14 protein-coding genes are annotated in these 12,572 nt (G+C 66.4%); 3 read left to right on the top strand and 11 right to left on the bottom strand.

Features of this window, described 5'->3' with window-relative positions; genetic code table 11:
• Positions 1-30 precede the first annotated feature (30 nt).
• From ACW9UL_RS16720 to pyrC, 3 genes are all read right to left on the bottom strand, one after another.
• Positions 31-249 carry a bacterioferritin-associated ferredoxin gene (locus ACW9UL_RS16720; RefSeq protein WP_021443380.1) on the bottom strand — a complete coding sequence of 73 codons (219 nt, stop codon included), beginning with the start codon at positions 247-249 and terminating at the stop codon, positions 31-33.
• A gap of 334 nt (positions 250-583) precedes the next feature.
• Positions 584-1,258 (bottom strand): ribonuclease T, encoded by a 675-nt coding sequence (gene rnt / locus ACW9UL_RS16715; protein ID WP_457787702.1) that lies wholly within the window; start codon positions 1,256-1,258, stop codon positions 584-586.
• Entirely contained in the window at positions 1,255-2,301 is a 1,047-nt protein-coding gene (gene pyrC / locus ACW9UL_RS16710; protein ID WP_457787701.1) for a dihydroorotase, read from the bottom strand. The genes rnt and pyrC overlap by 4 nt, the downstream gene beginning before the upstream one ends.
• 195 nt (positions 2,302-2,496) lie before the next feature.
• Here pyrC and ACW9UL_RS16705 point away from each other — a divergent pair, with 195 nt between their 5' ends.
• The 3 genes from ACW9UL_RS16705 (at position 2,497) to gloA (ending at position 5,256) form a co-directional block, all read left to right on the top strand.
• Positions 2,497-3,444, top strand: coding sequence for a flagellar protein MotY (locus ACW9UL_RS16705; RefSeq protein WP_457787700.1), 948 nt, complete (start codon positions 2,497-2,499; stop codon positions 3,442-3,444).
• 108 nt (positions 3,445-3,552) lie between these two features.
• Positions 3,553-4,770, top strand: a complete 1,218-nt coding sequence (locus tag ACW9UL_RS16700) for an argininosuccinate synthase (protein ID WP_397488149.1) — start codon at positions 3,553-3,555, stop codon at positions 4,768-4,770.
• Positions 4,771-4,863: 93 nt separating this feature from the next.
• Positions 4,864-5,256 (top strand): lactoylglutathione lyase, encoded by a 393-nt coding sequence (gloA, locus tag ACW9UL_RS16695; RefSeq protein ID WP_397498287.1) that lies wholly within the window; start codon positions 4,864-4,866, stop codon positions 5,254-5,256.
• Positions 5,257-5,316: 60 nt separating this feature from the next.
• Here gloA and ACW9UL_RS16690 read toward each other — a convergent pair whose 3' ends face one another.
• From ACW9UL_RS16690 to rsxA, 8 genes are all read right to left on the bottom strand, one after another.
• Positions 5,317-5,496, bottom strand: coding sequence for a PA3496 family putative envelope integrity protein (locus ACW9UL_RS16690; RefSeq protein ID WP_017677837.1), 180 nt, complete (start codon positions 5,494-5,496; stop codon positions 5,317-5,319).
• A 106-nt stretch (positions 5,497-5,602) separates the two neighbouring features.
• Positions 5,603-6,241, bottom strand: coding sequence for an endonuclease III (gene nth / locus ACW9UL_RS16685; protein ID WP_122108708.1), 639 nt, complete (start codon positions 6,239-6,241; stop codon positions 5,603-5,605).
• Entirely contained in the window at positions 6,238-6,945 is a 708-nt protein-coding gene (locus ACW9UL_RS16680) for an electron transport complex subunit E (protein WP_021443588.1), read from the bottom strand. The genes nth and ACW9UL_RS16680 overlap by 4 nt, the downstream gene beginning before the upstream one ends.
• A complete protein-coding gene (rsxG, locus tag ACW9UL_RS16675) occupies positions 6,942-7,577 on the bottom strand; it encodes an electron transport complex subunit RsxG (protein ID WP_031302995.1) in 636 nt (211 codons plus the stop codon). Before rsxG ends, ACW9UL_RS16680 begins: the two co-directional genes overlap by 4 nt.
• A gap of 2 nt (positions 7,578-7,579) precedes the next feature.
• On the bottom strand, positions 7,580-8,611 hold the full coding sequence (locus tag ACW9UL_RS16670; RefSeq protein ID WP_457787699.1) for an RnfABCDGE type electron transport complex subunit D: 1,032 nt from the start codon (positions 8,609-8,611) through the stop codon (positions 7,580-7,582).
• A gap of 73 nt (positions 8,612-8,684) precedes the next feature.
• Complete coding sequence (gene rsxC / locus ACW9UL_RS16665) at positions 8,685-11,324, bottom strand: electron transport complex subunit RsxC (protein ID WP_457787698.1); 2,640 nt, start codon at positions 11,322-11,324, stop codon at positions 8,685-8,687.
• Complete coding sequence (rsxB, locus tag ACW9UL_RS16660) at positions 11,321-11,896, bottom strand: electron transport complex subunit RsxB (protein WP_457787697.1); 576 nt, start codon at positions 11,894-11,896, stop codon at positions 11,321-11,323. The genes rsxC and rsxB overlap by 4 nt, the downstream gene beginning before the upstream one ends.
• Positions 11,893-12,477 carry an electron transport complex subunit RsxA gene (rsxA, locus tag ACW9UL_RS16655; RefSeq protein WP_457787695.1) on the bottom strand — a complete coding sequence of 195 codons (585 nt, stop codon included), beginning with the start codon at positions 12,475-12,477 and terminating at the stop codon, positions 11,893-11,895. The genes rsxB and rsxA overlap by 4 nt, the downstream gene beginning before the upstream one ends.
• Positions 12,478-12,572 lie beyond the last annotated feature (95 nt).

Here is a 12,572-nt window from a genome sequence, read left to right as displayed (position 1 = left end):
CGATCCGGTTTCTTATGCGAGCGGGCTGACTCAGGCAGCGACGAAGCCGGCGGGGTAGGCCAGGGCGGCCTGGCTGCTCTGCACTTCGCCGATGGTTTCGCGGACCACCTGCTTGGCCAGGCAGGCGCACTTGCCGCACTGGCTAGCGATGCCAAGGGTGCTGCGCACTTCACGGTAGCTGCAGCAGCCTTCATAGACCGCGTCGCGGATTTGCGTATCGGTGACACCTTCACAGAGGCAGACGTACATAAGCAAGGCTCGTCTTGGTGGATCTGTTTGATGCGACGGATACTAATGTTAATGAGAATGCTTGTCAAAGAACTCTTGCAAATGCCCGCACTAGAGACCTGGCTGGCTGACGAACGGTTGCCGCCGTGGCGGCCGCGGCCAGGAAAAATCCGGAAGAGTTTTTGACTGCGCCTGGCGCCGGCCGGCAGCCGGCAAAAGGGTCGAGTGGTCGGGGCGGGTGGTGCGCATCACTGGGCTGCAGCCTGCGAGGCCGGGCGGCCAGACGCGATGGGGCATCGGCAAAAAAACCGGCGCGAGGCCGGTTTCTGGTGGGGACTGATTGCCGCGCAACGGCTTAGTGGTCGAACTCGTCCCAGCCGCCCATTTCCTTCCAGCGGTTGACGATGCCGCAGAACAGCTCGGCGGTCTTCTCGGTGTCGTAGCGCGCCGAGTGCGCCTCCTTGCCGTCGAACTCGATGCCGGCGGTCTGGCAGGCCTTGGCCAGTACGGTCTGGCCGTAGGCGAGGCCGGCCAGGGTGGCGGTGTCGAAGCTGGAGAAGGGGTGGAAGGGGTTGCGCTTGATGCCGCAACGGGCCACCGCGGCGTTGAGGAAGCCCAGGTCGAAGCTGCTGTTGTGGCCGACCAGGATGGCGCGCTTGCAGCCGGCCGATTTGATCGACTTGCGCAGGCCCTTGAAGATCTCGCCGAGGGCGTGCTCTTCGCTCACCGCCATGCGCAGCGGGTGATCCAGCTTGATCCCGGTGAACTCCAGCGCCGCCGCCTCGATATTGGCGCCTTCGAACGGCTCGATGCGGAAGAAGTGGGTGTGATCCGGGTAGAGGAAGCCGCTCTCGTCCATGGCGATGGTGGTTGCGGCGATCTCCAGCAGGGCGTCGGTGGCGCAGTTGAAACCGCCGGTCTCGACGTCCACCACCACCGGCAGGTAGCCGCGAAAGCGCGCCGCCATGGGCGTGCGCGGGCCGGACGGCAGGCTGGGATCGAGTTCGTCGTCGTAATGCTCTTCGCTCACGCCTGGCCCTCCAGCAGCTTCCAGCGCAGGGTTTCGCCGGCGCGCAGGGGGATCACCGTCTGCTCGCCCAGCGGCAGGCTGGCCGGGGCGGTCCAGTCCTGGCGCACCAGGGTAATCGAGTCGCTGTTGCGCGGCAGGCCGTAGAAGTCCGGGCCGTGGCAGCTGGCGAAGCCTTCCAGCTTGTTCAGTGCACCGCGCTGCTCGAAGGCCTCGGCGTACAGCTCGATGGCGGCATAGGCGGTGTAGCAGCCGGCGCAGCCGCAGGCGGCTTCCTTGGCGTGCTTGGCGTGCGGCGCCGAGTCGGTGCCGAGGAAGAACTTGCGGCTGCCGCTGACGGCGGCGTCGAGCAGGGCTTCCTGGTGCACGTTGCGCTTGAGGATCGGCAGGCAATAGAAGTGCGGGCGGATGCCGCCGACCAGCATGTGGTTGCGGTTGTACAGCAGATGATGGGCGGTGATGGTGGCGCCAACGTTGGCCGGCGCGGCCTCGACGAACTGCACCGCGTCGCGGGTGGTGATGTGCTCGAACACCACTTTCAGCGTGGGGAAGCGCTCGACCACACGGCGCAGGTGCTCGTCGATAAAGGCCTTCTCGCGGTCGAACACGTCGATCTCGGCGCGGGTCACCTCGCCGTGCACCAGCAGCGGCATGCCCACCTCGGCCATGGCTTCCAGCACCGGGAAGATCTTGTCGATGCTGGTCACGCCCGAATCGGAGTTGGTGGTGGCGCCGGCCGGGTACAGCTTGGCGGCGTGGACGAAGCCGGCGGCCTTGGCCTGGCGCACGTCCTCGGGGCTCGTGTTGTCGGTGAGGTAGAGCACCATCAGCGGCTCGAAGCGGCTGCCGGCCGGGCGTGCGGCCAGGATGCGCTGGCGATAGGCGTCGGCCTCGGCGGCGTTGCGTACCGGCGGTACCAGGTTGGGCATGATGATGGCGCGGGCGAAGGTGCGCGCGACGTCGCCGACGGTGTGCGGCAGCACCGCGCCATCGCGCAGGTGAATGTGCCAGTCATCGGGACGCAGGAGAGTCAGGCGGTCGGACATGGGAGCTTCCAGGCGGGTAAAACGTGAGCGGAATGCTACCGGAAACCGCCGGAAAATGCGCTGTGGGCGGGACGGACGACGTCGCGCCGGCGGATTTTGCGTGCCGACACGAGCGGTGCGCGAAGCAATTCGCCCCTACAGTTTTTCGCCAAGGCACCGATACCTAGGGAGAACCGTGTATTCGTGGAGCCCGTCGTGCGCCAGCCCCGTCTTGTCCTTCCCTGTCTGCTGGCCGGCCTGGCCCTGAGCCTGCCGGCGCACGCCGTCAGCTTTCAGACCCGCCTGGAACAGGTGGAATGGAAGGTCGAGGGCGATCAGTTCGAGTGCCGCCTGAGCCAGCCGATCAGCCAGTTCGGCAGCGGCGAGTTCGTGCGCCGTGCCGGCGAGCAGGTGACCTTCCGCCTCAAGGCGCGTGAACGCTGGCTCGGCGCCGGCTCGGCGACCCTGCTGGCGGCGGCAGCGCCCTGGCAACCGGGGCGCGGCGACATCCACCTGGGCGTGGTCAGCGTCGGCAACGGCGAGGTACCGTTCAATAGCTCCCATGAGCAGGGCGCGCGGCTGCTGACCGGTCTGCTGGAAGGGCGCAGCCCGCTGGTACGCCACCGCACCCTCAACGGCGGCGACAGCCTCGAGGTGCGCCTGCTGCCGGTGAAGTTCCACAAGGCCTACGAGGACTACCAGGCCTGCACCGCCAAGCTGCTGCCGGTCAACTTCGAGCAGATCCGCCAGGCGCAGATCGGCTTTCCCGGCGGCGGTATCGAGCTGGACGCCATGGCCCGCGCCAAGCTGGACATCGTCCTCGACTTCATCAAGGCCGACCCCAGCATCAACAGCTTCCAGATCGACGGCCACGCCGACAACAGCGGTAACCGCCTGACCAACCGCGACCTGTCGCGCCGGCGCGCCCTGGCGGTGCAGGAGTACCTGGTGGCCGGCGGCGTGCCGGTGGAGCAGATCACCCTGCGTTTTCATGGCGAGCGCTACCCGCTGGTACCCAACAACAACGAGGCCAACCGCGCCAAGAACCGCCGCGCCACCCTGCGCCTGGATCGCCTGCCGCCGGCCGAGGTCGCGCCGCCGAGCACGGCGCCTGACGCTGCGCCGAGCGCCCCGGCCGATCCGGCCGGCAGCACGCCGTCCTGAGGCGAAAAACGGCGTCGCTTCGTCGTCACAAGCTGTCGCGCCCCTGTAAATTGGCCCGCAGGGTCAGTAGAATCACGGGTTTTACCGTACAACCCGTGGAGTGATGGCATGGCGGACGTCAAAAAGGTAGTTCTGGCCTATTCCGGTGGCCTGGACACCTCGGTGATCCTCAAGTGGCTGCAAGATACCTATAACTGCGAAGTGGTGACCTTCACCGCCGACCTCGGCCAGGGCGAGGAGGTCGAGCCGGCCCGTGCCAAGGCCCAGGCAATGGGCGTCAAGGAAATCTACATCGACGACCTGCGCGAAGAGTTCGTCCGCGATTTCGTCTACCCCATGTTCCGCGCCAACACCATCTACGAAGGCGAGTACCTGCTGGGTACCTCCATCGCCCGTCCGCTGATCGCCAAGCGCCTGATCGAGATCGCCAACGAGACTGGCGCCGACGCCATCTCCCACGGCGCCACCGGCAAGGGCAACGACCAGGTGCGCTTCGAGCTGGGCGCCTACGCACTGAAGCCGGGCGTGAAGGTCATCGCCCCCTGGCGCGAGTGGGACCTGCTGTCGCGCGAGAAGCTGATGGACTACGCCGAGAAGCACGCCATCCCGATCGAGCGCCACGGCAAGAAGAAGTCGCCGTACTCCATGGACGCCAACCTGCTGCACATCTCTTACGAGGGCGGCGTGCTGGAAGACACCTGGACCGAGCACGAAGAAGACATGTGGAAATGGACTGTCTCGCCTGAGGCAGCTCCGGACGCACCGACCTATATCGAGCTGACCTACCAGGCCGGTGACATCGTCGCCATCGACGGCAAGGCCATGACCCCGGCTCAGGTGCTGGCCGAGCTGAACCGCATCGGCGGCGAGAACGGCATCGGCCGTCTGGACATCGTGGAAAACCGCTATGTCGGCATGAAGTCGCGCGGCTGCTACGAGACGCCCGGCGGCACCATCATGCTGCGCGCCCACCGCGCCATCGAGTCGATCACCCTCGACCGTGAAGTGGCCCACCTGAAAGACGAGCTGATGCCGAAATACGCCAGCCTGATCTACAACGGTTTCTGGTGGAGCCCGGAGCGTCTGATGCTGCAGCAGATGATCGACGCCTCCCAGGCCAACGTGAACGGCGTGGTGCGCCTGAAACTGTACAAGGGCAACGTCATCGTCACCGGCCGCAAGTCCGACGACTCGCTGTTCGACGCCAATATCGCCACCTTCGAAGAAGATGGCGGCGCCTACAACCAGCAGGACGCGGCCGGCTTCATCAAGCTCAACGCCCTGCGCATGCGCATCGCCGCCGGCAAGGGCCGTAAGCTGATCTGATAGACTGCTTGCACCGTGTCAGAGGAACCCCGGCCACGAGCCGGGGTTTCTTTTTAGGGCCGAGATCACGGCCAATCGTTGAGGAGAAACCTGATGAGACTGCTGCATACCATGCTGCGCGTCGGCAACCTGGACAAATCCATCGCCTTCTACACCGAAGTGCTGGGCATGACCCTGCTGCGCCGCAAGGACTACCCGGACGGCGAGTTCACCCTGGCCTTCGTCGGTTACGGCGACGAGGCGCACAACAGCGTGATCGAACTGACCCACAACTGGGGCGTGGACAGCTACGAGCTGGGCACCGGCTACGGCCATATCGCCCTGGAAGTGGCCGACGTCTACAAGGCCTGCGAGGACATCCGCTCGCGCGGCGGCAAGATCACCCGCGAACCGGGGCCGATGAAGCACGGTTCGAGCATCCTGGCCTTTGTGGAAGATCCGGACGGCTACAAGATCGAGCTGCTGTCGCCGTCGCGCAAGGACTGAGGTTATCGCCGCCACGAAAAAGCCCCGCATTGTGCGGGGCTTTTTTATCCGACTCGACCGTCAGATGTCGAAGTCGTACTCGGCCAGCTGCTTGTGCAGGCGTCGCTCTTCGAGGAAGTTGTCGATGATGCGGCGCTTGGTCAGGTTGGTCTTGGCGACTTCCACCGCAGGCTCGGCATCGTCCGATTCTTCCGCGACAAAGTCTTCGTCCAGTTCGAGGTCTTCTTTGTCAGTGCTCATATGTTCCACTCCAGGCTCCGGGGCCATTTGCGCACCTTATAGCGGCAAAAATAGAGCGGGTAAAAAAGATTTTTTCAATCGGATGATCGCCCGGATCAATGGTCGATCAATCGTCCGAGGTCTTCGCCTTGTACTCGCACAGATCCTCGATGCGGCAGGCGCCGCAGCGCGGTTTGCGCGCGGTGCAGACGTAACGGCCATGCAGGATCAGCCAGTGGTGGGCGTCGAGCAGATAGTCCTTGGGCACGAACTTGAGCAGCTTCTTCTCCACCTCCAGCACGTTCTTGCCGGGGGCGATGCCGGTGCGGTTGCTGACCCGGAAGATATGGGTGTCCACCGCCATGGCCAGCTGGCGGAAGGCGGTGTTGAGCACCACGTTGGCGGTCTTGCGGCCGACGCCCGGCAGGGCTTCGAGGTCTTCGCGGTTGTCCGGCACCTGGCTGCCGTGCTTCTCGATCAGGATGCGACAGGCCTCGATGACGTTCTTCGCCTTGCTGTTGTACAGGCCGATGGTCTTGATGTACTCGCTAAGCCCTTCGACACCCAGCGCATGGATGGCCTCCGGGGTGTTGGCTACCGGGAACAGCTTGGCGGTGGCCTTGTTGACGCTGACGTCGGTGGCCTGGGCCGACAGGGTGACGGCTACCAGCAGCTCGAAGGGCGTGCTGTAGGCCAGCTCGGTCTTCGGCTCCGGGTTGTCCTCGTGCAGACGGCGGAAGATTTCCAGGCGTTTGGCAGCGTTCACTCGATCACTCCGGTCACTCGCACGCGACGGCTTGGCGCGGGCGCCTCGGGGGCGGCGGCCTTGGCCCGCTCGGCCAATACCTGGTCGATGCGGTTCTTGCCGGCGATCAGCAGGCCGAGGACGATAAAGGCGCCCGGCGGCAGGATGGCCAGCAGAAAACCCTTGTAGTCGCTGACCAGGGTGATCTGCCAGTCGGCCGCAACCGGGCCGAACAGCAGGTGCATGTTGGCCAGCAGGGCGCCGGTGCCGAGCAGCTCGCGGGCGGCGCCAATCAGCACCAGCACCGCGCCGAAGCCCAGGCCCATCATCAGGCCGTCGTAGGCGGCGCGCGGCGGCGCGTTCTTCGCCGCGAAGCCGTCGGCGCGGCCGAGGATCACGCAGTTGGTGGTGATCAGCGGGATGAAGATGCCGAGGATCTGGTACAGCTCGTAGGTGAAGGCCTGCATCAGCAGCTCGATGCAGGTGGTCAGCGCGGCGATGATCATCACGAAGGCGGGCAGGCGCACGGCGGTGTTGACCACGCCGCGCACCAGCGACACCGCGGTGTTGGAGCACACCAGCACCACCGCGCTGGCCAGCGCCAGGCCGAGGGCGTTGACCGTGGAGTTGCTCACTCCCAGCAGCGGGCAGAGGCCGAGCAGTTGCACCAGCGCCGGGTTGTTCTTCCACAGGCCGTTGATCGTGATCTCGCGGTAGCTGGTCATTGCGCGTCCTCCGCCAGGCCCAGCAGCTGGGCGCGGTGTGCGTCGAAATACTGCAGGGCGCCGTGCACGGCCTTGACCACCGCGCGCGGGGTGATGGTGGCGCCGGCGAACTGGTCGAACTCGCCGCGATCCTTCTTCACCGCCCAGCCCTCTGCGCCGGGGTTACTCAGGGATTTGCCGTCGAAGCTGCGAATCCACTGGCTCTTGGCCAGTTCGATCTTGTCGCCCAGCCCCGGGGTTTCCTTGTGGCCGAGCACGCGCACGCCGGCCAGGCGGCCGTCGGCGAAGATGCCGACCAGCAGGTGGATGGCGCCGCTGTAGCCGTCCGGGGCGGTGACCGGCAGGATCAGCGCGCTGGGCGCCCCGTCCTTGAGCGCCAGGTAGGCCGACTGCGGGCTGCGCTGGCCGAGTTCGCGGGCGTTGACCTCGATGCGGTTGTCCAGCAGGTGGTTGTCGTAGCTACCGGCCGGCAGGATCTCGCCCAGGGCGCGCACCTGCGCCTCGCGCTCGGCGGCGGCGATGCGGCTGGCGGTGGCCTGTTGCAACAGGGCCACGCTGCCGACGGTGGCGATGGCGAACAGGCCCAGCACCAGGGCGTTCTTCAGCATCGAGCGGCTGATTTCCGGCAGCATGCTCATTCTCCCAGCTTGAAGCCGCTATTGGGCTTGCGGTGGCCGTAGCTGCGCGGCCGGGTGTAGTAGTCGATGGTCGGCGCCGCCAGGTTCATCAGCAGCACGGCGAAGGCCACCGCGTCCGGGTAGCCGCCCCAGGTGCGGATCACGTAGACCAGTACGCCGACGCCGATACCGAATACCAGACGCCCGCGATTGCTGGTGGCGCCGGAAACCGGGTCGGTGACGATGAAGAAGGCGCCGAGCATGGTGGCGCCGGTGAGCAGGTGGAACAGCGGCGAACCGTTGGAATCCGAGCCGCTGCCGTTCCAGAACAGCAGGCTCATGACGAACAGCGCAGCGAGCATACTCACCGGTGCGTGCCAGGTGATCAGGCGTTTGTGCAGCAGGTACAGGCCGCCAGCGAGGAACGCCAGGTTGACCGCCTCGCTGCCGGCGCCGCCGAAATGGCCGAAGGCCGGGTTGGCGGCGCGCAGCTCGTCGATGGTCAGGCTCTTGTTCACCTTCAGGGCATCCAGCGCGGTGGCCTGGGTCCAGCCATCGGGCAGGCTGGCGATACCGAGTATGTGTTTGAGGCCGTCCAGCGCATCGACACCGTGCGGGGCCGGCCAGCTGGTCATTTCCACCGGGAAGGAGATCAGCACCACCACGTAGCCGACCATGGCCGGATTGAAGGGGTTCTGCCCAAGGCCGCCGTAGAGCTGCTTGCCGAAGACGATGGCGAAACCCACCGCCACCAGGGTCAGCCACCAGGGCGCGTAGGGCGGCAGCGCCAGGGCCAGCAGCACAGCGGTGACCAGGGCGCTGTAATCCTTGAGGAAGAACGCCAGCGGACGCTGACGCGCGGCCAGGATCGCCGCCTCGAACGCCAGGGCGAACAGGCTGGCCAGGGCCAGATTGAACAGGGTGCCTGCGCCGAACAGCCAGGTCAGGGCGAGAATGCCCGGCACCGTGGCCAGCAGCACCTGCAGCATGACCTGCTGGGTGCGATTGCTGCCCTTGGCGTGGGGCGATGTGATGCGGGGCAGGGCCATTGGCGCTCCGGTCGTTGCTGTCGCTGCGCTGTCGGGTGTGGTGTTTGTCCCCGGATTGCGTCCGGGGCGGATGTCAGGGTTGGTATTCGGCCAGTTGGCGTTCGGCCTCGGCCAGGCGCGTGCGGGCCTGTTCCAGCGCCTCGCTGGCGGCGTTGTCGTCGCGCTCCAGCTTGCGCAGGTCGGCGCGGGCGAAGGCCACTTCGGTTTTCAGGGCTTTCAGCGTTTCGTCCACGCCGGGGCGTTCGCGGCGTACCAGCTCCGGCGCCGGCTTGTCCGAGGCCGTCTCGGCGGCGTGCAGGGCCTGCTCGGCGGCAACCAGGGCATCGCGCAGCGGCTGCAGGCCGGCTTCGTCAGCGCCGGCTTTCTCGGCCTTCTTCAGTTCGGCGCGCTTCATCGCCAGCTCGACCTTGGCCTTTTTCAGCGCCTCGTCGCCGGCCGGCTTGGCGGCGGGGGCGGGCGCCTGGCTTTCCAGGCTGGCCAGGGCCCTCTCGGCGGCTTCCAGCTGCTGGCGCAGGCGGGCGAGTTCGGCCTGCTGGTCGTCGTCCGGGTTTTCGATCTTTTCCAGCTTGCGCAGCTGCGCCTTGAGCATGGCGGCGTCGATCTTGGCCTTTTTCAGCGCTTCGTCGCCGGCGGGTTTGGCGGCCGGGGCGGGCGTCTGGCTTTCCAGGCTGGCCAGGGCCTTCTCGGCGGCTTCCAGCTGCTGGCGCATACGGGCGAGTTCGGCCTGCTGGTCGTCGTCCGGGCTCTCGATCTTTTCCAGCTTGCGCAGCTGCGCCTTGAGCATGGCGGCGTCGATCTTGGCCTTCTTCAGCGCTTCATCGCCGGCCGGTTTGGCGGCGGGGGCGGGCGCCTGGGTTTCCAGGCTGGCCAGGGTCTTCTCGGCTTCTTCCAGTTGCTGACGCAGGCGGGCGGTTTCGGCCTGCTGCTCGTCGTCCCGGGCCTCGATCTTTTCCAGCTTGCGCAACTGGGCCTTGAGCATGGCGGCTTCGATCTTGGCTTTCTTCAGCGCTTCGTCACCGGCCGGCTTGGGCGTCGGGGCAGGGGCAGCCGCCTGCGCGTCGGCCAGGGCCTGCTGTGCGGCTTCGGCAGCGGCACGCAGCTCGCTGACCTGAGTCTGCAGTTCGGGCGTGTCGTGGGCGGCCAGCTGTTTTTCCGCCTTCTTCAGCGCGACCTGGGCCATGCTGGCTTCGATCTTGAGTTTCTTCAGCGCCTCATCGGCCGGCGCGGCTGTCGTTACCGCAGGCGCCTCGGCCTGCGCCGCCTTGGCGCGGGCGGCCTTCTCGGCGCGGGCCTTGCGCTCGGCTTCCTTCTGCTCCTCGGCGCGGCGCAGGCGTTCCTGGCGCTGTTCGAAACGCTGCTTGGAGTGTTCGGCCTTGAGCTGCTTCTGTTCCAGTTCGCGGATTTCCGCCTTGGCCGCGCGGTAGTACTGCACCAGCGGGATGCTCGAGGGGCAGACGTAGGCGCAGGCGCCGCATTCGATGCAGTCGAACAGGTTGTGCGCCTTGAGCTGCTCGTGCTCCTGGCCCAGGGCGAAGAAGTGCAGTTGCTGCGGCAGCAGACTGGCCGGGCAGGCCTCGGCGCATTCGCCGCAGCGGATGCAGGGCATGGCCGGCGGAGGTGGCGGCAGCTCGGCGGCGGTGCTGGCCAGCAGGCAGTTGGCGGTCTTGATCAGCGGTACTTCGAGGCTGGGCAGGGTGAAGCCCATCATCGGTCCGCCCATGATCAGGCGATTGAGCTTGCTCCGGTCGAGCCCGGCAAATTCCAGCAGCTCGCCGACCGGGGTGCCGAGCAGTGCCTCGACGTTGCCCGGGCGCGCCAGGGCCTCGCCGGTGAGGGTGGTGATGCGCGAGATCAGCGGCTTGCCGTGCACCACGGCCTCGTGCACGGCCACGCAGGTGCCGACGTTCTGGCAGAGTATGCCGATATCGGCCGGCAGGCCGCCCGATGGCACCTCGACACCGGTGAGGATCTGGATCAGCTGCTTCTCGCCGCCGGAGGGGTACTTGGTGGGGAACACCCGCACCTGGTAGCTGCGCTCGCTGCAGGCGCCGCGCACCGCGGCAATGGCCTCGGGCTTGTTGTCCTCGATGCCGATCAGCACCTGCTCGGGCTGGATCAGCTGCACCAGGATATCGATGCCGGAAACCAGCTCAGCTGCGCGTTCGCGCATCAGCAAGTCGTCGGCGGTGATATAGGGCTCGCACTCGGTGCCGTTGATGATCAGCGTGTGGATCTTCTGCGTCGGCCGCGCGGTGAGCTTCACCGCGGTGGGGAAGCCCGCGCCGCCCAGGCCACTGATGCCGGCGTCGCGGATCAGCGCCAGCAGTTCGGCGGAGTCCATATGCCGGTAGTCGGGATGCGGGGTCAGTTCGATCCACTCGTCCAGGCCGTCGCTGTCGATGACGATGGCCGGCGCCAGCATGCCGGAGACATGCGGGTAGGGCTGCGGGCCGATAAAACTGACCGTGCCGGAGGTGGGCGCATGCAGCGGCGCGCTGACAAAGCCATTGGCCTCGGCGATCTTCTCGCCCTTGCGCACCCGCTGGCCGAGCACCACGCAGGGCTCGGCGGCGGCGCCGATATGCTGGCCCAGGGGCAGGGTCAAGCGCTTGGGTAGCGGTGCCGGCTGGATCGGCGTGCGGTTGGACAGCTCCTTGCGCTCGGCCGGGTGAATGCCGCCGGGGATGGCCCAGATCTTTTCCTGCGCACTCATGCCGCCTGCTCCCGGTCACTGGCGATCAGCTGGCCGGGGGCCAACGGTTTGTCCCACTTCCACGTCTGCACCGTGCTGCCCACCGGGATCATGTCGATGCAGTCCACCGGGCAGGGCTCGACACACAGGTCGCAGCCAGTGCATTCGCTGACGATCACCGTGTGCATCTGCCGCGCTGCGCCGACGATGGCGTCCACCGGGCAGGCCTGGATGCACTTGGTGCAGCCGATGCATTCGGCCTCGCGGATATAGGCGACCATCTGCGGCTTTTCGCCTTCCACCGCATCCAGCGGCTCGGGCTCGACATCCAGCAGGTCGGCCAGGGCCTGGATGGTCGCCTCGCCACCGGGCGGGCACTTGTTGATCTTGTCGCCGCCGGCAATCGCCTCGGCGTAGGGCTTGCAGCCGGGGTAGCCGCACTGGCCGCACTGGGTTTGCGGCAGCAGGGCGTTGATCTGCTCGGCGATGGGGTCGCCCTCGACCTTGAAGCGCACCGCGGCGAAACCGAGGATGGCGCCGGCCAGCAGGCACAGGCCGAGCAGGGCGAGGACGGCGACGAGAACCAGGTTCATAGCTTGATCAACCCGGTAAAGCCCATGAACGCCAACGACATCAGGCCCGCGGTGATCATGCCGATGGCCGCGCCCTGGAACGACTTGGGCACGTCGGCGATGGCGATGCGCTCGCGCATGGCGGCGAACAGCACCAGCACCAGGGAGAAGCCCAGGCCGGCGGCGAAGCCGTTGGCGGTGGCGGTGACGAAGGTGAACTCGGCCTTGTTGGCGTTGAGCAGGGCCACGCCGAGAACGATGCAGTTGGTGGTGATCAGCGGCAGGAAGATGCCCAGCACGCGGTACAGCAGCGGGCTGGTCTTGTTCACCACCATCTCGGTGAACTGCACGGTCACCGCGATCACCAGGATGAAGCTGATGGTGCGCAGGAACTCCAGGTCCAGCGGCCTGAGCACGTACTGCTGCACCAGGTAGCTGCACATGGCGGCCAGGGTCAGGACGAATGTGGTGGCCAGGGACAGGCCGATGGCCGTCTCGATCTTCTTCGACACGCCCATGAAGGGGCACAGGCCGAGGAACTGCACCAGCACGAAGTTATTGACCAGGATGGCGCTGACCATGATCAGGACGAGTTCGGTCATCGGGTTGCCGTTGTGCTCGAAAAGGCCATAGAAAAAGGGCGCTTATTATCGGGAAGCGTGCATAAGCAAACAAGCCGGCATTGGCCGGCTTGTTC

The sequence above is a fragment of the Pseudomonas sp. PL-6 genome (assembly GCF_054110165.1).
This window is presented reverse-complemented; position numbering and strand designations above follow the sequence as displayed.

What these genes read in the sequence shown, in the direction of transcription:
- ACW9UL_RS16670 (WP_457787699.1), bottom strand. Translation starts at nt 8,611, where the DNA reads ATGGCCCTGCCCCGCATCACATCGCCCCACGCCAAGGGCAGCAATCGC.
- ACW9UL_RS16690 (WP_017677837.1), bottom strand. Translation starts at nt 5,496, where the DNA reads ATGAGCACTGACAAAGAAGACCTCGAACTGGACGAAGACTTTGTCGCG.
- ACW9UL_RS16720 (WP_021443380.1), bottom strand. Translation starts at nt 249, where the DNA reads ATGTACGTCTGCCTCTGTGAAGGTGTCACCGATACGCAAATCCGCGAC.
- ACW9UL_RS16680 (WP_021443588.1), bottom strand. Translation starts at nt 6,945, where the DNA reads ATGACCAGCTACCGCGAGATCACGATCAACGGCCTGTGGAAGAACAAC.
- rsxG (WP_031302995.1), bottom strand. Translation starts at nt 7,577, where the DNA reads ATGCTGCCGGAAATCAGCCGCTCGATGCTGAAGAACGCCCTGGTGCTG.
- rsxB (WP_457787697.1), bottom strand. Translation starts at nt 11,896, where the DNA reads ATGAACCTGGTTCTCGTCGCCGTCCTCGCCCTGCTCGGCCTGTGCCTG.
- rsxA (WP_457787695.1), bottom strand. Translation starts at nt 12,477, where the DNA reads ATGACCGAACTCGTCCTGATCATGGTCAGCGCCATCCTGGTCAATAAC.
- ACW9UL_RS16700 (WP_397488149.1), top strand. Translation starts at nt 3,553, where the DNA reads ATGGCGGACGTCAAAAAGGTAGTTCTGGCCTATTCCGGTGGCCTGGAC.
- gloA (WP_397498287.1), top strand. Translation starts at nt 4,864, where the DNA reads ATGAGACTGCTGCATACCATGCTGCGCGTCGGCAACCTGGACAAATCC.
- rsxC (WP_457787698.1), bottom strand. Translation starts at nt 11,324, where the DNA reads ATGAGTGCGCAGGAAAAGATCTGGGCCATCCCCGGCGGCATTCACCCG.
- pyrC (WP_457787701.1), bottom strand. Translation starts at nt 2,301, where the DNA reads ATGTCCGACCGCCTGACTCTCCTGCGTCCCGATGACTGGCACATTCAC.